The organism is Caulobacter sp. FG7, from assembly GCF_057808875.1.
The window spans coordinates 1-17,297 of the sequence record NZ_JBMDIW010000051.1; the positions used below are offsets into that span (position 1 = coordinate 1).

16 protein-coding genes are annotated in these 17,297 nt (G+C 70.3%); 8 read left to right on the forward strand and 8 right to left on the reverse strand.

From position 1 onward, the window contains the following. Nucleotides 1-226: 226 nt before the first annotated feature. The 3 genes from ACODR1_RS24185 to ACODR1_RS24195 are packed head-to-tail and all read right to left on the reverse strand — an operon-like array spanning nucleotide 227 to nucleotide 2,126. On the reverse strand, nucleotides 227-676 hold the full coding sequence (locus tag ACODR1_RS24185; protein ID WP_488882718.1) for a flagellar basal body protein: 450 nt from the start codon (nucleotides 674-676) through the stop codon (nucleotides 227-229). Beyond that, nucleotides 676-1,011, reverse strand: a complete 336-nt coding sequence (locus ACODR1_RS24190; RefSeq protein ID WP_488882719.1) for a rod-binding protein — start codon at nucleotides 1,009-1,011, stop codon at nucleotides 676-678. Before ACODR1_RS24190 ends, ACODR1_RS24185 begins: the two co-directional genes overlap by 1 nt. Further along, nucleotides 1,011-2,126, reverse strand: a complete 1,116-nt coding sequence (locus ACODR1_RS24195) for a flagellar basal body P-ring protein FlgI (protein ID WP_488882720.1) — start codon at nucleotides 2,124-2,126, stop codon at nucleotides 1,011-1,013. The genes ACODR1_RS24190 and ACODR1_RS24195 overlap by 1 nt, the downstream gene beginning before the upstream one ends. Before the next feature lie 235 nt (nucleotides 2,127-2,361). On the opposite strand from ACODR1_RS24195, the gene fliX reads away from it, so the two are divergent. After that, nucleotides 2,362-2,790 carry a flagellar assembly regulator FliX gene (gene fliX / locus ACODR1_RS24200; protein WP_101718716.1) on the forward strand — a complete coding sequence of 143 codons (429 nt, stop codon included), beginning with the start codon at nucleotides 2,362-2,364 and terminating at the stop codon, nucleotides 2,788-2,790. A 223-nt stretch (nucleotides 2,791-3,013) separates the two neighbouring features. Further along, nucleotides 3,014-3,442, forward strand: coding sequence for an RNA polymerase-binding protein DksA (dksA, locus tag ACODR1_RS24205; RefSeq protein WP_058346549.1), 429 nt, complete (start codon nucleotides 3,014-3,016; stop codon nucleotides 3,440-3,442). A 103-nt stretch (nucleotides 3,443-3,545) separates the two neighbouring features. On the opposite strand, the gene ACODR1_RS24210 is transcribed toward dksA, so the two are convergent. Then, nucleotides 3,546-6,617, reverse strand: a complete 3,072-nt coding sequence (locus tag ACODR1_RS24210; protein WP_488882721.1) for an efflux RND transporter permease subunit — start codon at nucleotides 6,615-6,617, stop codon at nucleotides 3,546-3,548. Next, the gene (locus ACODR1_RS24215; protein WP_488882722.1) at nucleotides 6,614-7,693 is read right to left on the reverse strand and encodes an efflux RND transporter periplasmic adaptor subunit; all 1,080 of its coding nucleotides are present in this window, start codon (nucleotides 7,691-7,693) and stop codon (nucleotides 6,614-6,616) included. Before ACODR1_RS24215 ends, ACODR1_RS24210 begins: the two co-directional genes overlap by 4 nt. 124 nt (nucleotides 7,694-7,817) lie before the next feature. Here ACODR1_RS24215 and ACODR1_RS24220 point away from each other — a divergent pair, with 124 nt between their 5' ends. Both ACODR1_RS24220 and ACODR1_RS24225 read left to right on the forward strand, forming a co-directional pair. Then, nucleotides 7,818-8,459 carry a TetR/AcrR family transcriptional regulator gene (locus ACODR1_RS24220; RefSeq protein ID WP_488882723.1) on the forward strand — a complete coding sequence of 214 codons (642 nt, stop codon included), beginning with the start codon at nucleotides 7,818-7,820 and terminating at the stop codon, nucleotides 8,457-8,459. An 88-nt stretch (nucleotides 8,460-8,547) separates the two neighbouring features. Beyond that, nucleotides 8,548-8,751 carry a hypothetical protein gene (locus tag ACODR1_RS24225; protein ID WP_277796302.1) on the forward strand — a complete coding sequence of 68 codons (204 nt, stop codon included), beginning with the start codon at nucleotides 8,548-8,550 and terminating at the stop codon, nucleotides 8,749-8,751. A 144-nt stretch (nucleotides 8,752-8,895) separates the two neighbouring features. On the opposite strand, the gene ACODR1_RS24230 is transcribed toward ACODR1_RS24225, so the two are convergent. Then, the gene (locus ACODR1_RS24230) at nucleotides 8,896-10,215 is read right to left on the reverse strand and encodes an oxygenase MpaB family protein (protein WP_488882724.1); all 1,320 of its coding nucleotides are present in this window, start codon (nucleotides 10,213-10,215) and stop codon (nucleotides 8,896-8,898) included. A 127-nt stretch (nucleotides 10,216-10,342) separates the two neighbouring features. Here ACODR1_RS24230 and ACODR1_RS24235 point away from each other — a divergent pair, with 127 nt between their 5' ends. Together ACODR1_RS24235 and ACODR1_RS24240 are read left to right on the forward strand one after the other, a co-directional pair. After that, nucleotides 10,343-10,948: a TetR/AcrR family transcriptional regulator gene (locus ACODR1_RS24235; RefSeq protein ID WP_488882725.1), complete on the forward strand. Its 606-nt coding sequence runs from the start codon at nucleotides 10,343-10,345 to the stop codon at nucleotides 10,946-10,948. 202 nt (nucleotides 10,949-11,150) lie between these two features. Continuing rightward, nucleotides 11,151-12,260 carry a YeiH family protein gene (locus ACODR1_RS24240; RefSeq protein WP_488882726.1) on the forward strand — a complete coding sequence of 370 codons (1,110 nt, stop codon included), beginning with the start codon at nucleotides 11,151-11,153 and terminating at the stop codon, nucleotides 12,258-12,260. 122 nt (nucleotides 12,261-12,382) lie between these two features. Here the strand turns inward: ACODR1_RS24240 and ACODR1_RS24245 are convergent, their stop codons facing one another. Both ACODR1_RS24245 and ACODR1_RS24250 read right to left on the reverse strand, forming a co-directional pair. Next, nucleotides 12,383-13,048: an arylesterase gene (locus tag ACODR1_RS24245; protein ID WP_488882727.1), complete on the reverse strand. Its 666-nt coding sequence runs from the start codon at nucleotides 13,046-13,048 to the stop codon at nucleotides 12,383-12,385. Continuing rightward, nucleotides 13,035-14,153: a D-alanyl-D-alanine carboxypeptidase family protein gene (locus ACODR1_RS24250; RefSeq protein WP_488882728.1), complete on the reverse strand. Its 1,119-nt coding sequence runs from the start codon at nucleotides 14,151-14,153 to the stop codon at nucleotides 13,035-13,037. Before ACODR1_RS24250 ends, ACODR1_RS24245 begins: the two co-directional genes overlap by 14 nt. A 77-nt stretch (nucleotides 14,154-14,230) precedes the next feature. Between ACODR1_RS24250 and ACODR1_RS24255 the strand changes: the two genes are divergently transcribed. Together ACODR1_RS24255 and ACODR1_RS24260 are read left to right on the forward strand one after the other, a co-directional pair. Continuing rightward, nucleotides 14,231-15,310: a L,D-transpeptidase family protein gene (locus ACODR1_RS24255; RefSeq protein ID WP_488882729.1), complete on the forward strand. Its 1,080-nt coding sequence runs from the start codon at nucleotides 14,231-14,233 to the stop codon at nucleotides 15,308-15,310. 473 nt (nucleotides 15,311-15,783) lie between these two features. Beyond that, on the forward strand, nucleotides 15,784-17,241 hold the full coding sequence (locus ACODR1_RS24260; RefSeq protein ID WP_488882730.1) for a carotenoid oxygenase family protein: 1,458 nt from the start codon (nucleotides 15,784-15,786) through the stop codon (nucleotides 17,239-17,241). The last annotated feature ends 56 nt before the right edge of the window (nucleotides 17,242-17,297 follow it).

Here is a 17,297-nt window from a genome sequence, read left to right on the forward strand (position 1 = left end):
CTTCTCCCTTCCCCCTTGATGGGGGAAGGGCCGGGGTTGGGGGTGGTTGCGGCGGCAGGACTTGAAACAGCGGTGCGGGTTGAACGCGCGGAGCCACCCCCATCCCAACCCTTCCCCCATCAAAGGGGAAGGGCTTTGAGGCCGCCGCGGCCGACGCCTCGAAAGCCGAGAACGTCCCCCCTCCGGCCCTTCGGGCCACCTCCCCCAGAGGGGGAGGATCTGCCGATCACGCCTTGCGGTTCAGGGTGATGGCGGTGGCGTTGTTGGCGTAGCCGGCGCCGTGGGCGCTGGGGCCATAGCCGGCGGCCTGCGGGCGCTGGGCGGCGATCTCGTTGGCGACGGCGCGGACGAGGCCCTCGGTGACGGTCTTGGCGGCGGCGATGGCGCGCGACTGGCGGGCCAGCACGGCGTCGAAGGCCTCGGTGGCGCGCACCAGGCGGCGGCGGCGGTCGGGCGTGGCGGCCTGCACCAGGGCGACGTTGCCGCGCACCCGGGCCGACTCGTGACGATAGACATTGGCCAGCTTGGCCGTCTCCTCGACGTGGCGCGCGGCCTCGTGCGGGCGGCGGGCCTCGAAGGCGGTGGCCTGTTTGGCGATCAGGTCGGTCAGGCGCTCGGTCAGGATGATCAGCTGTTCGACGCGCTCGTCCGAGGCGGAGAGGGGGGCGGAGCTCATCATTGGGCGGCCTCCTGCAGGCCCTGCATCTTCAGCATCTCGCGCTGGACGGTGGACGACAGGCCAACGCCCCCGGCCTTGGTCACTTCCTTGGCCATGGCGTCGGTCAGCAGGGACTTGAACATCTCTTCGCCCTGGCCGCCGCCGAAGGGTTCGGGCGTCTTCACGCCCTCGAACATCGACTGCAGCATCACCGACAGGAACGAGGACTCGAACTTGTCGGCCGTCTCCTTGATCTTGCCGCGCTTGAGCAGTTCGGCGGCCGAGCTGGCGGTGGGACCGGCGCCGGCGGTCAGGCCGGTGATCGGCGGGGAGGCGATCGAGAAGGCGCTCATCACATCACCTCGATGTCGGCTTGCAGGGCGCCGGCGGCCTTCACCGCCTGCAGGATGGTGATCATGTCGCGCGGGGTGACGCCCAGGGCGTTGAGGCCGCCGACCAGGCTCTTGAGCGACGCGCCGCCGCCGAGCGTGATCAGCTTCTTGCCCTTTTCCTCGTCGATGCTGATCGCCGACTGCGGGACGACCGTGGTGCGGCCCTGGCTGAACGGGGCCGGCTGGCTGACGGCCGGGGTTTCCTGGACCGAGATGGTCAGGTTGCCCTGGGCGATGGCCACCTGGCTGATGCGGACGTCGTCGCCCATCACCACCACGCCGTTGACCTCGTCGATGATGACCTTGGCCGGGCCGTCGGGCTCGACTTCCAGGTTCTCGATGGCGGTCACGAAGCTGATCATGTCCATGCCGGCCGGCGAGCGGATGGCGACGATGGTCGGGTTCTGGGCCTGGGCGCAGCCCGGGTACTTCGAATTGATGGCGTCGGCGATGCGGCGCGAGGTCGTGAAGTCGGGGTTGCGCAGCGACAGGCGCAGTTCCGTCATGGCCACCATCTGGAAGCCGGTCTCGCGCTCGACGTCGGCGCCGGCGGCGATGCGGCCGGCGGTCGGCACGCCGCGGCTGATCGAGCTGCCCGAGGCGCCGCCGGCCGAGACGGCGCCGGTCTGCACCTGGCCTTGGGCGACTGCGTAGGTCTGGCCGTCGGCGCCTTGCAGCGCGGTGACCATCAGGGTGCCGCCCTGCAGGCTCTTGGCGTCGCCCATGGCCGAGACCGAGACGTCGATCTTCGCGCCGGCGCCGGCGAAGGCGGGCAGCTTGGCGGTGACCATCACGGCCGCGGCGTTCTTGGCGTTGAGGTTGGCGTCGCGGATGTTGACGCCCTGGCGCTCCAGCAGCGACTCCATGCTCTGCTTGGTCATCGGCGCGTTGCGCAGGCTGTCGCCCGTGCCGTTGAGGCCGACGACGATGCCGTAGCCGATCAGGTGGTTATCGCGCACGCCTTCGACGGCGACGATGTCCTTGATCCGCGACTTGGCGGCGGCCGGACCGGCGACGACGACGGCGGCCGCGAGGGCCAGGCCGGCGAGAACGGAGCTGAAAAGTGAAGGACGCATGGACTTCCACACCGAGGACGCAATTCCGTCGCGGCCCATGCCAGAACCGGGCCAACGGAAAAGGTGAGGAAAATCAATGATCAGGGCGGGCAATAACGCCTGCGACAATCCTGTCCGGCAGATTCTGCCCGGCATTAACCATACCGCAAGCGCCCTTCTCGAATATGAGTTCTCATCGGGGAGCGCGACTCCCTATATGTAGGCGTACAAGACCAGCGGTGGAGCGACGGTCGTCATGAAGGTTTCGAGCACGGGAGGCGTGGGCGCGGCTGGCGCATCACGCGCGCGGCCGACGGGCGGCGGGTCCAGCTTTTCGCTGCCCAGCGTCGGTGCGGCGGGCGGCGTGGCCGGAACCGCGGCGGCTGGCGGCCTGGCGGGCGTGGGCTCGCTGGACGCCCTGCTGGCCTTGCAGGCCAACATGGATCCGATGGAGCGCAAGCGCCGGGCGATCCGCCGGGCCGACGACATCCTCGACATTCTCGACGGCCTGAAGATCGCCGTGCTGGACGGGGAGGTTTCCCCCAGCACCATCGACAAGCTCAAGCGGGCCGTTCGCGAGCATCGCGAAGCCGTCGACGATCCGAAATTGCAGAGCCTGCTCAACGAGATCGAGACCCGCGCCGCCGTCGAAGAGGCCAAGCTGGCCGTCATGCGCGGCGCGTGAGGAGCAGCGGGATGGAACCTCTGGCCCTTTCCCGCGATTTTACAGCCCCGGTCGGTGCGGCGAAGCTCGCCGTAAGCGTGAGTCGCCGTCGCCCGCATGGGCGGTTTGCAGGCGCTCGCGCGCCTGAACGCGCCGCTCACGCGACGTTCATTGAACGGGGCTATCGTTTTGGTATAAGCACACCGCCCGCTGAGGGCGGAGTTCATCGGGGCGTGAGGCGTTGATGCAGACGGCCACTGTTCTTAAAGAACCGGACACCTATCGTCCTTCGGACGATGAGCCTTTCATGAACGAGCGTCAGCTTGAATATTTCAAGCAGAAGCTGCTCGGCTGGAAGGAAGAGATCCTCCGCGAATCTCGCGAGACGGTGTCCCATCTTCAGACTGAAACTGAAAACCATGCCGACCTCGCCGACCGGGCGTCGTCGGAAACCGACCGAGCGCTGGAATTGCGGACCCGCGATCGGCAACGGAAACTGATCTCCAAGATCGACCAGGCGTTGCGCCGCGTCGAAGACGGCAGCTACGGCTACTGCGAAGAGACCGGCGAGCCCATCGGCCTGGCCCGTCTCGACGCCCGCCCGACCGCCACCCTGAGCCTCGAGGCCCAGGAGCGTCACGAGCGCCGTGAACGCGTCCATCGCGACGACTGAGGCCCCCTTGGGGGCCTTCAGGCCCGACTGATGTGTTTCAAGCGGCCTCGCCCGAAAGGGCGGGGCCGTTTTATTTGAACCTCCCCCAGAGGGGGAGGTTCTCTTAGCCGCCCCGCTTCTCCTCGCCCCGCGCCGTCAGCCAATACATCACCGGCGTGGCCACCCGCGACAGCACGGTGGAGGTCACGAGGCCGCCGATGATGGCGATGGCCAGGGGCGAGTAGAGGCCCGAGCGTTCGAGGGCCAGCGGCAGGAGGCCGCCGATCGCCGTGGCCGAGGTCAGCAGCACGGGCAGGAAGCGCACCTCGCCGGCCTTCTCGATGGCGTCGTGCAGGTTCATGCCCTCGCGCCGCAGCTGTTCGGTGAAGTCGACCAGCAGGATCGAGTTCTTGATCTCGATGCCGATGAGGGCGATCAGGCCGATGGTCGCCGTGAACGACAGCGAATTGCCGGTCAGCCATAGGGCCGCGGCCGCGCCGAAGATCCCGAACGGTATGATGCCGGCCACCACCAGGGCGGTCTTGAACTTGCGGAACTCCAGGACCAGCACCGCCAAGATCCCGAACACCGCCACCATCACCGCAGCGCCCAGCCCCGCGAAGCTTTCCGACTGGGCCTCGGCCTGGCCGCCCAGGGTCAGGGCGTAGCCGGGGGGCATGGGCAGCTCTTTCTGCAGGCGGGCCAGCACCGCCTTGGTGACGTTGTCGGTCAGGTAGCGGGTGCGGACGAAGGCGGTGACGGTCACGGTGCGCTCGCGGTCGAAGCGGTCGATGCGGGCGGGGCTGGACTTCAGGCTGGGGGTGGCGATGGCCGAAAGGGGCGCGGCCTCGCCCTCCGCCGTCGGCACGTAGACGCCCGACAGGGCCGACAGGGCGTTGCGGTCGGCGCCGTCGACCTGGCTCATCGGCAGGCGCACCTTGACGGCGTAGTCGTCGCCGTCTGCGTCGCGGAAGCGGCCGGTCTCCTCGCCCGACAGCGACAGGCGGGCCACGCGCCGGGCCGCGCCGGCCGGCACGCCCAGGGCGGCGGCCTTGGCCTCGTCGACGCCGAGGTCGAGGTCGGTGCGGTCCAGCCGCACGGGATTGCCGACGTCGCGGGTTCCCGGCGTGCTCTTGAGGACGGCCTCGGCGCGGACGGCAAGGGCCTTCAGCACCTCGAGATTGCGGCCGGTGATGCGCACGGCCACCGGGGCCTCGATCGGCGGGCCGTTCTCGAACACCTCGACGCTGATCCGCGCGCCGGGATAGCGGGCGAAGTCGGCGCGCAGGCGGTCGAGCAGCTGTTCGCTCTTGCCGGGCTCCCAGCGCTCGAGGCTGACGAACATCTCGCCATAGGTCACCGCGCTCTCGCGCTGGGACTGGTTGTAGAACACCTGCGGATTGCCGCGGCCCAGGTTGGCGGCGCGCCAGACGACGTCGGGCTCCTTGGCCAAGCGCTGGTCGACATAGCGCAGGGCCTCGTCGGTGCGGGCCAGGGACGAGCCGTCGGGCGTGGTCACGCGGACCAGGAACTGCGGCGTCTCGGCGGCGGGGAACAGGCTTGAGCCGGCCGCCTGCAGCATCGGAAGCGCCGTGGCGCACAGGGCCAGCATCAGGCCCAGCGCCAGCCAGGGCCGCGCCAGGGCGTGGTGCAGCACCGGGCGGTAGACGGTGTGGATCACGCGGTTGACCGCCTGCAGCAGGCGGTTGCCCTCGGGATCGGAATGCTTGTCCAGCACCCGGCTGGCCAGGAACGGAATGATGGTCAGCGACACGAAGAGCGACGCGCCCACCGTGCACAGCACCGTCACCGGCAGCGAGCGGATATAGGCCCCCGAACCGGCCGGCAGGGCCATCAGCGGCAGGAAGGCCAGCATCAGGGTCGCCGTGCAGCCGATCACCGCCAGGGCGATCTGGCCCGAGCCGTTGATCGCCGCGGCCGTGCGCTCCTCGCCCTCGCGGATCCGGCGGGCGATGTTCTCGGTGATGACGATGCTGTCGTCGACCAGCAGGCCGAGCGCCAGCACGAAGCCGGCGATCGACAGCTGGTTCAGGGTGAAGCCGAAGGCCTGGATCAAGGAGAGGCCGATCAGCAGGGAAAGCGGGATCGACACCATCACCACCAGCCCCGCCCGCGGCCCCAGCGGCAGCAGGGTAATCAGCACCAGCACCAAAGCGAGGCCGAAGTCGCGCAGCAGGTTGTGCAGCCGGTGCTCGACATTGCGGGCCTGGACGAAGCCGCGCTCCAGCCTGACCCCGGCCGGTAGCACCTTCTCGTAGTCGTCGAGCACGGCCTCGACGCTCTTGGTGATCTTGCCGACGTCCTGGCCGTCCTTCTGGGTGACGGCGATGAACACCGCCCGCTTGCCGTTGAAGCGGGTGACGTGGGTCGGCTCCTCCTGGGCCCAGGCCACCTCGGCGACGTCGCGCACCCGCACCACCTGGCCGCCGACCGAGCGGACGGGGGTGTCCTTGACGGCGTCCAGCGAGCGGAAGGCTCCGCCGGACTTGACGTTGAAGCGCCGGGCGCCGGCCTGGACCGCGCCGATCGGGGCCTCGGCCCCGGCCGCGCGCAGGGCGTCGGCGACGCTGGAGGCGGGCAGCTTCAGGGCCGAGAGACGGGCCATGTCGAGCGACACCCGCACCTCCGAGGCCGGGGCGCCGTAATAGCGGGTCTGCCGCACGCCGGGCACGCGGTCGAGGCGCTCGGACAGGCGGTCGGCGGCCTTTTCCAGCCGGCGCATCGGCAGGCTGTCGCTGACCAGGGCGACCTGGACGATGGCCACCTCGGTGGTGCGCACGCGCTCGATGTCCAGCCGTTGCAGGCCGGCGGGCAGGCTGCCGCGGATGGCGTTCACCTCGCGCACCACCTGGTCGAACTTGCGCTCGGGATCGACGTCCCAGGTGAAGAACACCCGCACGATCGCCGCGCCGTCGAGGCTGGTGCTCTCGACCTTGTCGATGTTGTCCAGGCCATAGACCGCCGTCTCGATCGGGTCGGCGACCAGCTGCTCCATCTCGGCCGGCTCGGCCCCGGGCAGGACGGCGCGGACGATGACGATGGGGATCGGGAAGTGCGGGTCCTCCGACCGCGGCACGGTCATGAGGGCGTTGACGCCCAGCATGACCAGCAGGCCGAAGGCGACGATGGTGAACTGCCAGCGCTTTACCGCGAAGGCGGCGAGGTTGAGGTTCATTTGCCGGCGACCTTGCGGGCAGGGGCGGCCAGGGCGCGCGGATCGACCACGGCCACCTTCTCGCCGTCGGAGACGAAGCCGGCGCCGGCGGTGATGACCCGGGTCCCGGCGGCGAGGCCCGCCACCAAAGCATCGTCCCCGTCGAAGCCGCCGAACCGCACATTGACCCGCCGGGCCACGGCGCCGTCCAGGCGCAGCACGGCGGCCTTGTCGCCCGAGGCCTCGAGCAGGGCCTCGGCCGGGATGCGCACGAACGCGGCGCGGGCGGCGGCCTGGGCCGAGGGGGGCGCCTGCAGGCGGGCGGCGGCGATCTGGCCGCTCTTGAGTTCGGGCGGGGCCTTGACCTCGATCTCGACGGTGACCGCGCCGGTGCGGGCGTCGGCGGCCTGGCCCAGGCGCGTGACGACGCCGGTCAGGGTCTGGCCGGGCAGGGCGTCGGCGGTGACGGACGCGCTGGAGCCCAGCGTCACCCGCGCCGCGTCGCGGGCCGGCAGAGGCAGGCGCAGGACGAGCGGGCTGGACAGGTCGGCGACGGTCAGCACCGTCTGGCCGGCGGCCACAACCTCGCCGGCCTGGGCGGTGCGGGCCAGCACCACGCCGGAGACGGGCGAGGCCAGGGCCGCCCAGCGCCGGTCGAACGCCGCGCCGGCGTGGGCGGCCTGGGCCGCCTTCAGCGCGCTTTCGGCGTCGTCCAGCCGGGCCTTGGCCACGAAGCCGGTGGAGTAGAGTTTTCGGGCCCGATCGGCGTCGCGGCGGGCGCGTTCCAGGTCGGCGGCGGCCTGGGTCTGGCGGGCGTCGACCCCGGCCGGATCGATGGCGGCCAGGGCCTGTCCGGCCCGCACCGCGTCGCCGGCCTCGACGCTCATGCGGGTCAGGACGCCGGGAATGCGGAACGACAGCGCCATCTCGCGGCGGCGTTGCAAGGCGCCCGAGGCGGTCAGTTCCGAGGCCGCTCCGGGCGCGCCGACGGTGACGGCCTCGACGGCCGGGGGCGGGGCGGCCTGGGGCGTCTGGGCCTTGCCGCCGCAGGCGACCAGCATCAGGCCCGAGCCCAGCGCCAGCGCCGTCAGCAGCACGACGCCTCCATAACCAGCACGCGCCCCGTCCATCGCCCTCGCCCTCATCATCGATCGGTGATAAGTTATCACTGATCGATTATTGTGGGTTGTCAAGGCGGACCGAACACGGAAAGGAGGGACGATGACCGCGCCGAAAGTCCGTTCCCCCCGCAAGCCCAAGGGCCAGGGCGCCGAGCGCCGTGAGGAGATCCTGGATGCGGCGCTGAAGCTGTTCAGCGCCAAGGGCCTGCACACCGTCTCGACCCGCCAGATCGCCGAGGCGGTCGGCATCTCGCAGCCGGCGCTCTACGCCTATTTCGCCACCAAGGACGACATCACCGCCGAGCTGTGCATCCGCGCCTTCGCCATACTGGTCGAGCGCATGGAGGCCGCGCGGGCCGACTTCACGCCGACGGCCGAATGCTTCGAGAAGGCCCTGCGGGTCTATGTCGACTTCGGCCTGCAGAACCCCGACGCCTATCGCGTGGCCTTCATGGTCGAGAAGGGGCTGGACGGGACCTACAAGGAGCGGGTCGGCGACCGGCCGATGATGGCCGGCATCGGCGCCTTCCAGCGCTTCGCCGAGATCGTGGGCGAGGTGCGCGACGCAGGGCTGACCCATGATGACGACGTCCAACGGATCACCCAGACCCTGTGGGCGGGCCTGCACGGCCTGGTGTCGCTGCTGATCGCCCGCGCCGACTTCCCGTGGGTCGAGCGCGAGGTGCTGATCGCCTGCCACATCTCGCTGCTGAGGCGGGGGGCGTTGAAGGGCGTGGCCTGAATGGCATGGGATAAAGGACGCGCGTTGAACTGAGCGCCCGGGAGGCCTACATCCGCGCCTCGCATTCCCCAGACGAAAGACGCCGACCATGGCCAAGCTGCAGCCCCTGGAAACCTTCTCCCTGCAGGAAACCGAAGACGGCTACCGCCTGCTGGTCTCGGCCGTCGGCGGCGACAACATCTACGTCTCGATCACGTCCGAGCAGATGGACGAGATCATCGACAGCCTCGACACCGCCCTGACGGGCGAGGAAGAGACGTCGGGCGAAGACGCGTTCGACGACGCGGATTGAGGTCCAGGAAACCTCCCCCCTATGGGGGAGGCGATCGCGTAGCGATCGGTGGGGGGAGTGGTTGCGAAGGCGGCCAAGGCCTCGTCAGCTGAGAACGTCCCCCCTCCGGCCCTTCGGGCCACCTCCCCCAGAGGGGGAGGATCTTTAGGCCGCCCTGGCGTTGGTGGGGCGGTAACTGGCCGCATCGGTCGTGAACTCGGCGTGGCCGTAGCGCTTCAGCAGGGCCCGGATCCGGTGGACCATGGCCGCGTCGGCCACGTGGCGCAGCACCGGCAGGCGGTCGGCCAGGTCGAAGGCCTTCATCTGCAAGGTCACCAGCAGGGCCACGACGATGAAGGTCGCCTCGTCGGCCGGGGTCACCTCGATGCCCATGCTCGCCGCGCGCTTGCGGTCGCCGCGCATGAAGTGGCGCAGGAAGAAGGCCTTGGCGAAGCGGCGCTCGATGCGGTCGTGCAGGCGGTTGGCGGGGCTTTCGTCGGGCGGCAGGTAGGCGTCGAGCGTGGCGCGGATCAGCGCGCCGCAGGTCTCGTCGTCGAAGCCCCGGCGCAGCGTGCTGTCGCGGGCCGTCATCATCCGCACGATCCCTTCCGGCGTGTCGGCCAGCAGGTCTTGCGGCAGGCCCAGCAGAAAGCAGCGATAGCGGGCCAGCTCGACCTTGGCCTGCTCGGCCGGGGTGAAGCTGCGGCGGCCCTTGCGCAGCATCTGGAACGACATCAGGAAGATCGGGATCAGCCCGGCCGGCATCTGGTCGACCTGCGGGATCGGCACGCCGTAGACCTCGGCGTTCCAGCGGCCCGAGCGCAGGGCGTTGAAGCGCACCATCGAGTGCATCAGCCGCACCATGGCCGCGGCCTTGAAGCCCTCGCCGTGGCGGTCCAGCGAGCCGGGCAGCAGGGTGGTGGTGAAGAAGGCGGCCGTCTCGTTGACCCGCTTGGCGGCGGTCTCGGCCCCCAGGGTTCCGGTCAGGGCCATGGGCAGGGCCGAATACTTGTTGAGGAAGGTGGCCACGAAGGCGCCGCGGATGGCGAAGGGGCCAAGGTGGGCGGCGGCGTTGCGGTCGAGCCGCTGGCCCTCGCGCACCAGGTCCATGTCGATCCACTCGGGCGTCGCCTCCATCTCGGCGATGAAGGCGGCGAGCTCGGGCGGCGCGTCGGGCACGGCGTCGACGCCGCGCTCGCAGGCCGTGACCAGCATGTCGATCAGCCGGCGGAAGCCGTACTGCGGGATCAGGGCGGCGTAGGCGTCGGCGACGATGTCGCCCAGCATGGTGTAGGCCCGCACGCGGTCCAGGTCGTCCTGGCTGACCGACACGCCCAGCGGATTGCGGTCGCGGGCGACGGCGAAGGCGGGATCCTCGGTGAAGCGCTCGGGCGTGCGGTCGAAATCGATCTTGCCGTAGAAGCCCGGCAGCAGGGTCTTCTGCGAGGCGACACGGGCGCGGACTTCGTCGATGGGACGGATCATCTGGGCTCCTTCCGGTCGGCTCCCCAGGGAGGGACCTCTAGTCTCGGCCTCCAGCGTATGTAAGCATTGCTCATGTTCCTACTCGCCTTGCCTTTCGGCGTGGCGGGCGCACGGAGGCGGCTGGCAAGTGACTGAAAAGAAACGTCGATCGCCGTCGCAGGGACGGGCGCAGGCCACGGTCGACGCCATTCTGGACGCGGCCTTTCAGCTTCTGGAGAGCAGCGGGCCCGAGCGGCTGACCACCAACCACGTGGCCGAGCGGGCGGGGGTGAGCGTCGGCACCGTCTATCAATACTTCGCCGACAAGCAGGACATCCTGGCGGCCCTGGCCCAGCGGCGCACCAGCGCGGTGCGCGACACGATCGCCCAGACCCTGATCGAGCGGCCGGACCTGGGCAGCGTGCGGCCGATCGTGCGGGCGCTGATGAACGGCTTCGAGGGCTCGCCCGCCACGCGGCAGGCCTTGCTGGGGGCCATGTTCCATCGCGGCGACGCGGTGCTGGAAGAGCACCACCAGGCCTTCCTGGCCTCGATCGCCGGCAAGGCCCGGCTGCAGATCGACCTGACCCCGGAATCCGCCTTCGTGCTGACCCACGCCGCCGTCGGCCTGCTGCGGGCGGCCGCCGCCGAGCCGGGGCTGGCGCTGGATCCGCAGGCGCTGGAGGACGAACTGGTGCGGCTGATGGAGGCCTACATCTCGGCGCTGGTGGCGGTGAGAAGATCCTCTCCCTGAAGGGGGAGGTGGCCCGAAGGGCCGGAGGGGGAAGTCTCTGTTGAGGAAGAGGTGGTTGCTGGCTCACAAGTCACGTCCCCCTCCGTCGGCTTCGCCGACACCTCCCCCTTCAGGGGGAGGATCCTGTGCGACTTGCCACGCTTCCCGTCCGGGTCCAGACGGAAGGCGTCGTCGGCACGGCGACTCGTCAAAGGGCCTGGCGATGCATTCCGATCTCGACACCGACGCGGCCGCCGCGCGGGCGCTGTTCCAATCCCTGGAGGGCATGGAGGGGCTGAGCCGTCCCGAGCCGGCCCCGGCGCAGAAGGCCAAGGAGCGGTTTCCCGGCCAGGCGGCGCTGGTCAAGCTCTATCCCGGCGTGCTGGTGGCCGGGACCATCGCCCTGGCCTCGACCTGGCTGTCGCAGCACTACGGCGCGCCGGTCATGCTGTTCGCCTTGCTGCTGGGCATGACCTTCCACTTCCTGCACCAGGAAGGCCGCTGCATCCCGGGCATCGAGTTCTCGTCCAAGGCCATACTGCGGTTCGGGGTCGCCCTCCTGGGCGCGCGGATCACGGCGGGGCAGATCCTGAGCCTGGGGATCACGCCGATCGTGACGGTGGTCATCGCGGTGGTCTCGACGATCCTGCTGGGCGCGTTCCTTTCGAAGCGGATGGGGCTGCGCCAGGGCTTCGGGGTGCTGTCGGGCGGGGCGGTCGGCATCTGCGGGGCCTCGGCGGCCCTGGCCATCGCCTCGGTGCTGCCGCGCGACAAGGACGGCGAGCGCGACACCATCCTGACGGTGGTGGTGGTCACGGCGCTGTCGACCATCGCCATGATCACCTATCCGCTGCTGACGGCGGCGCTGCATCTGGACCAGACCAAGGCCGGGGTGTTCCTGGGCGGCACCATCCACGACGTCGCCCAGGTGGTGGGCGCCGGCTACATGATCTCGCCGCACACCGGCGACGTGGCCACCTATGTGAAGCTGCTGCGCGTCTCGATGCTGCTGCCGGTGGTGTTCGTCATCGCCTTCCTGGCGGCGCGGATGCTGCCGGGCGGCAGCGGCGGGGCCAAGCCGCAGCTGCCGCTGTTCCTGGTGGCCTTCGCCGCCCTGGTGGCGGTCAACAGTTTCGGTTGGCTGCCCAAGGCCGGCGCCGACGCCGCCACGGAGGTCAGCCGCTGGTGCCTGGTCACGGCGATCGCGGGCCTGGGGATGAAGACCTCGTTCAAGGACGTGATGACCGCCGGCTGGCGGCCCGTGGCGCTGATGGTGGTCGAGACCGCCTGGATCGCGGGCGTGGTGCTGGTGGCGGTGGAGTGGTTTCTGTGACCGAGATCCTCCCCCTGAAGGGGGAGGTGGCCCGAAGGGCCGGAGGGGGAAGCTGATGCTGATACGCCGCTGCAACTTCCCCCTCAGTCGCTCCGCGACAGCTCCCCCTTCAGGGGGAGCATCTATCTGACCGCCACCTGCGTCGCCCTCGCCAGGGCCTGGACCACCACCGGCGCAAGGTTGGCCGCGATCACCCGCGCGCCCTCTGCATTGGGGTGAATGCCGTCGCTCTGCATGTAGCGGCGCGAGCCGCCGATGCCGGCCAGCAGGTTGGGCAGCAGAGGGGCGGAAAAGTCGCGGGCCAGGTCGGTGTAGACGGCGTTGAAGCGGCGGGCGTAGTCGGCGCCCAGCAGGGCCGGGGCGTTGATCCCGGCGATGGCGGCGGGGATCCGGCGCTCGCGCAGGCGGGTCAGGATGGCGCGCAGGTTGGCCCGGGTGGCTTCGGGACGCAGACCCTGCAGCAGGTCGTTGCCGCCCAGGGCGACGACGCAGACGGCGGTGTCGCCGCCCAGGGCGCCTTCCAGACGGGAGAGGCCGCCGGCGCTGGTGTCGCCGTTGCGGCCGGCGGCGCGGACCTGGACGTTGAGGCCGCGCGCGGCCAGGGCGGCCTGCAGGCGGGCCGGCATGGCCTCGCCCTGGCGCACGCCGAGACCGGCGGTGATCGAGTCGCCCAGCACCGTGACGACCGGCGGGCGCGGCGGCGCGGCGAGCGCGGCTCCGGCGGGGAGGGCGAGGAGGCCGGCCAGGATCTCGCGCCGGCCGGGTGTATGAACGTCAGCGAACTTCATTCTTCCTAGGTAGTAAGCCTTTCAGGCCGGGTTGAGGCGTGGGCGCCCCCTGATCGAGCGGTTGTGATCCGTCTTGAGGAAGGCTTGAGATCGGCACGCCGGGCAGGGGCGGCTCGCCGGTCCATTCCCAGTGCCAGGGCTCGAACACGTAGTTGACGAAGCCGAAGCGGCCGGCGTTGCGCACCATCCAGCGATAGACGTCCGAGCGGGCCATGGCGCGGCGGTTGTCGTCGGCGCTGGAGTCGGGGCCGTGGCCTGGGGCGGCGGCGATGAAGACGTCCATGGCCAGCCCCGTGCGGTGGGCCGAGCAGATGGTGCGGGTGACGCCCTGGCAGTTGTTGTCGCGGGCGCAGCGGGCGGCGTCGGCGGCCGGATCGCGGAAGGCCGAGAAGATGGTCAGCACGCGCGGGTCGCGGTCGGTGACGACGCCGTCCTTGCGCGCCGCCTCGACCATCCGGCGATAGGCCTCCAGCGCGCCGGGGCGCAGCTGGATCGTCTTGCCGCCATAGGCCTCGTCGGCCTTGGCCGTCGACAGGCCGGCGAGCGCGGGGGCGTTGGGACATTCGCCGCGGGCGTTGATGGCCGCGAAGGGGCGGGCCAGCGTCCAGCGGGTCTTCATGGCGTCGAAGGTGGGGCCGTCCAGCACGCCGGTCTGGGCCAGGCCGTGGCCGGCCTGCCAGCGGGCGAGGGCGGCGGCGAAGCGGGTCGTGCCTGGGCCGCAGGCCGTGGCCAACTCGGCGCCGATGCGCGGGGCGTAGATGACCCAGCCGGTCTCGGTCCGTCCGAACGGGGCCCAGGACAGGGTGTTGAGGCTGGCGGCGTTGGCCTCGGCCGCGCCGGTCGGAGCGGCGGCCTCGCAGGTCTCATCCAGCGGCAGGGGAGACAGCGGGGCCGACGGCGGATCGTTGGAGGGCACGTACTGCGCGGTCGGCTCGAACGGGGGCTCGTCGCCGGTGGGCGGGTCGGCGGGCGGCGGACCCGCGCCCGGCCAGGCCAGCCACGCACCGACCCCCGCGCAGCCGGCCAGCAGCAGGACGAGCAGGGTAAGCCCCAGCCGCCGGCCGCGCCGACGCTCCTTCGTTCCCTTCCGCCATCGTGAAGCCAAGCGCACCCGCCTTTCGGAACTTCGCCATGGCTCAAGGCTTGAGAACGGCAAGACGTTCCTCGTGCGTGGAGTATGCGATGCCTTCGACCTTCCGTCTCGTGGCCCTGATGGCCGGATGCGCCCTGGCCGCGGCCGCCTGCTCGAAGGGCGAGGACAAGGCCGAGGCGCCGCCGCCCGTCGCCGGCGCGCCGCAGCAGAAGGCGGCCCCGGCCGCCAACGGCCGCTCGCCCCTGGCCCAGGCGGTGGAAGCGGCGGGACCGCAGGACGCCCCGCCGGCCGATCCGTCGATGATCGCGCCGTCGCTGGTGCGGGTGCAGGTGCTGCTCGACCGGGCCCGGTTCTCGCCCGGCTCCATCGACGGAGTGACGGGCACGAACCTTAGGCTGGCCATCGAGGCCTTCCAGCAGGCCCGGGGACTCACGGTCGACGGCCAGGTGACGCCGGACCTGTGGAAGGCGCTGATCGAGGCCGACGGCGGGCCGGTGCTGACCGACTACGTGATCACGGCCGAAGACGTGAAGGGGCCGTTCGTCAAATCGATCCCCAAGGACGATTACGAGGCGATGGCCAGGCTGCCGGCGCTTTCCTACACCGGCCCGCTCGAGGCCCTGGCCGAGCGCTTCCACATGGACGAGGCGCTGCTGCAGGCGCTGAACCCCGGCGCGGACTTCACCAAGGCCGGCGCGAAGATCGCGGTGGTCGCCCTGGGACCGGCCGAGCTGCCGGCGCGGGTGACGCGGATCGAGATCGACAAGGGCGTCGGCCAGGTGCGGGCCTTCGACGCCCAGGACGTGCTGCAGGCGGTCTATCCGGCCACGGTGGGCAGCACCGAGCGCCCGGCCCCGAGCGGCGAGCTGGCGGTCAACACCGTCGCGCCGCGGCCGACCTACACCTACGACCCCTCGCGGCTGACCTTCGGCAAGCCCAAGGGCAAGCTGACCATCAAGGCCGGACCCAACAACCCGGTCGGCGGCACCTGGATCGACCTGACCAAGGACACCTACGGCATCCACGGCACGCCCGACCCCAAGCTGGTCAACAAGCGCGCCTCGCACGGCTGCGTGCGGCTGACCAACTGGGATGCGGCGCAACTGGGCAAGGCGGTCGAGAAGGGGGCCAAGGTGGTGTTCATGGGCGAGGAGGCGAGGAGCTCCTAGGACCCTCCCCCTGTGGGGGAGGCGATCGCGCAGCGATCGGTGGGGGGAGTGAGTGGAAAACCGGCTGGTCCATCGAAAGCTGAAAACGGCCCCCCGCCGGCCTTCGGCCGCCTCCCCCACAGGGGGAGGTTCTTTGTCTGGTATGCGTTGTTGCGTCGCAGCATGCGGCCTTGATTTGACAACGTTGTCATCTTATATCGCCGGCGTCGGGGCAATCCGGTCCCGGCGACGCAAGATGACTGGATCTCCCATGCTGAGCCTGATCGCTCTGGCCGTTTCGGCCTACAAGAACCGCGCCGCCCTGTAATTCGGCCGCGGTCGCCCCGGTTTCGGGGCCCTCGAGGAAATGGCCCGCGCGCTTCGGCTCGCGGGCCTTTCTTTTGTTTGCGGTGCAGCAATCGGCGTTCGTCGAAGAGGCTTGCATAACGAGACTGATGGTCTAGGCTTCCGTCCGCCAGCCTGGGGAGGACGGCATGAAGATCGCGCGCCAACCGTCGGTGAGGACCTCTCTCGGGGTCACCGACCATCCCTACATGACCGGCGCCTGGACGCCGCAGCACGAGGAACTCGACGCCGAGGACCTGGTGGTGCTGGAGGGCGCGATCCCGCCCGAGCTGGATGGGGTCTATCTGCGCAACACCGAGAACCCGGCGCACGAGCCGCTGGGCCGCTACCATCCGTTCGACGGCGACGGCATGGTCCACCAGATCGAGTTCCGAGCCGGCCAGGCGCGCTATCGCAACCGCTTCATCCGCACGCGCGGCTTCGAGGCCGAGCAGGAGGCGGGCCAGAGCCTGTGGGGCGGGCTGGCCGACGGGCCGGGCGTGTCGCTGCGGCCGGGCTTCGGCGCGCATGGAAGCCTGAAGGACACCGCCAGCACCGACATCGTCGTCCATGCCGGCGAGGCGGTCGCCACCTTCTACCAGTGCGGCGAGGCCTATCGGCTGGACCCGCTGACCCTGGAGACCCTGGGCCCGGCCGCCTGGGCGCCGCTGGACGGGGTGTCGGCCCACGCCAAGGTCGATCCGGCGACCGGCGAGCTGTTGTTCTTCAACTACTCCAAGCACGCGCCCTACATGCATTTCGGCGTGGTCGACGCCTCGGGCCGGCGGACCCTATACCAGCCCGTGCCGCTGCCGGGGCCGCGCCTGCCCCACGACATGGCGTTCAGCCAGAACTGGGCGATCCTCAACGACCTGCCGGTGTTCTGGGACGCAGGCCTGCTGGAGCGCGACATCCACGCGGTGCGCCTGCACAAGGGCCTGCCGTCGCGCTTCGCCCTGGCGCCGCGCAAGGGCGGCGAGCCGCGCTGGTTTACGGCCGCGCCGACCTATGTGCTGCACTTCCTCAACGCCTACGAGGAGGGCGACGAGGTGGTGGTCGACGGTTACTTCCAGGAGAACCCGACGCCGCGCCCGCTGGCCGGCGCGCCCGAGCAGTACGCCCACCTGATGGCCTATCTCGACGAGCACAGCTTCCGGCCCAAGCTCCATCGCTGGCGGTTCAACCTGGCGACGGGCGAGACGGTCGAGCAGCGTCTGGACGACCGGGTTCTGGAGTTCGGCATGTTCAACCAGGCCTGGGCGGGCAAGCCCTATCGCTACGCCTATTCGACGACGGCCAAGCCCGGCTGGTTCCTGTTCGACGGCTTCGTCAAGCACGACCTCGTCACCGGCGAGAGCTGGAGCCTGAAGCTGCCCGAAGGCCGCTACGCCAGCGAGGCGCCGTTCGCAGGCCGACCGGGCGCGACCGAAGAGGACGACGGCTGGCTGGTCAGCTTCATCATCGACGAGAACACCGGAACCTCGGAGTGCCTGGTGGTGGATGCGCGGACGATGGAGCCGGCGTGCCGGATCGCGCTGCCGCACAAGATCAGCAGCGGGACGCACAGCGTATGGGCGGGGCGGAGTGAACTGAAACCTCTCCGATAGGGAGAGAGCGACTGTCTGGATGATCAAGCGGCGAGTAAGGCGCGGGCGTCTCGGGC

Coding starts and splice junctions, on each gene's coding strand:
- ACODR1_RS24185 (WP_488882718.1), bottom strand. CDS start 676: ATGAGCTCCGCCCCCCTCTCCGCCTCGGACGAGCGCGTCGAACAGCTG.
- ACODR1_RS24190 (WP_488882719.1), bottom strand. CDS start 1,011: ATGAGCGCCTTCTCGATCGCCTCCCCGCCGATCACCGGCCTGACCGCC.
- ACODR1_RS24195 (WP_488882720.1), bottom strand. CDS start 2,126: ATGCGTCCTTCACTTTTCAGCTCCGTTCTCGCCGGCCTGGCCCTCGCG.
- fliX (WP_101718716.1), top strand. CDS start 2,362: ATGAAGGTTTCGAGCACGGGAGGCGTGGGCGCGGCTGGCGCATCACGC.
- dksA (WP_058346549.1), top strand. CDS start 3,014: ATGCAGACGGCCACTGTTCTTAAAGAACCGGACACCTATCGTCCTTCG.
- ACODR1_RS24210 (WP_488882721.1), bottom strand. CDS start 6,617: ATGAACCTCAACCTCGCCGCCTTCGCGGTAAAGCGCTGGCAGTTCACC.
- ACODR1_RS24220 (WP_488882723.1), top strand. CDS start 7,818: ATGACCGCGCCGAAAGTCCGTTCCCCCCGCAAGCCCAAGGGCCAGGGC.
- ACODR1_RS24225 (WP_277796302.1), top strand. CDS start 8,548: ATGGCCAAGCTGCAGCCCCTGGAAACCTTCTCCCTGCAGGAAACCGAA.
- ACODR1_RS24230 (WP_488882724.1), bottom strand. CDS start 10,215: ATGATCCGTCCCATCGACGAAGTCCGCGCCCGTGTCGCCTCGCAGAAG.
- ACODR1_RS24240 (WP_488882726.1), top strand. CDS start 11,151: ATGCATTCCGATCTCGACACCGACGCGGCCGCCGCGCGGGCGCTGTTC.
- ACODR1_RS24245 (WP_488882727.1), bottom strand. CDS start 13,048: ATGAAGTTCGCTGACGTTCATACACCCGGCCGGCGCGAGATCCTGGCC.
- ACODR1_RS24255 (WP_488882729.1), top strand. CDS start 14,231: ATGCCTTCGACCTTCCGTCTCGTGGCCCTGATGGCCGGATGCGCCCTG.
- ACODR1_RS24260 (WP_488882730.1), top strand. CDS start 15,784: ATGAAGATCGCGCGCCAACCGTCGGTGAGGACCTCTCTCGGGGTCACC.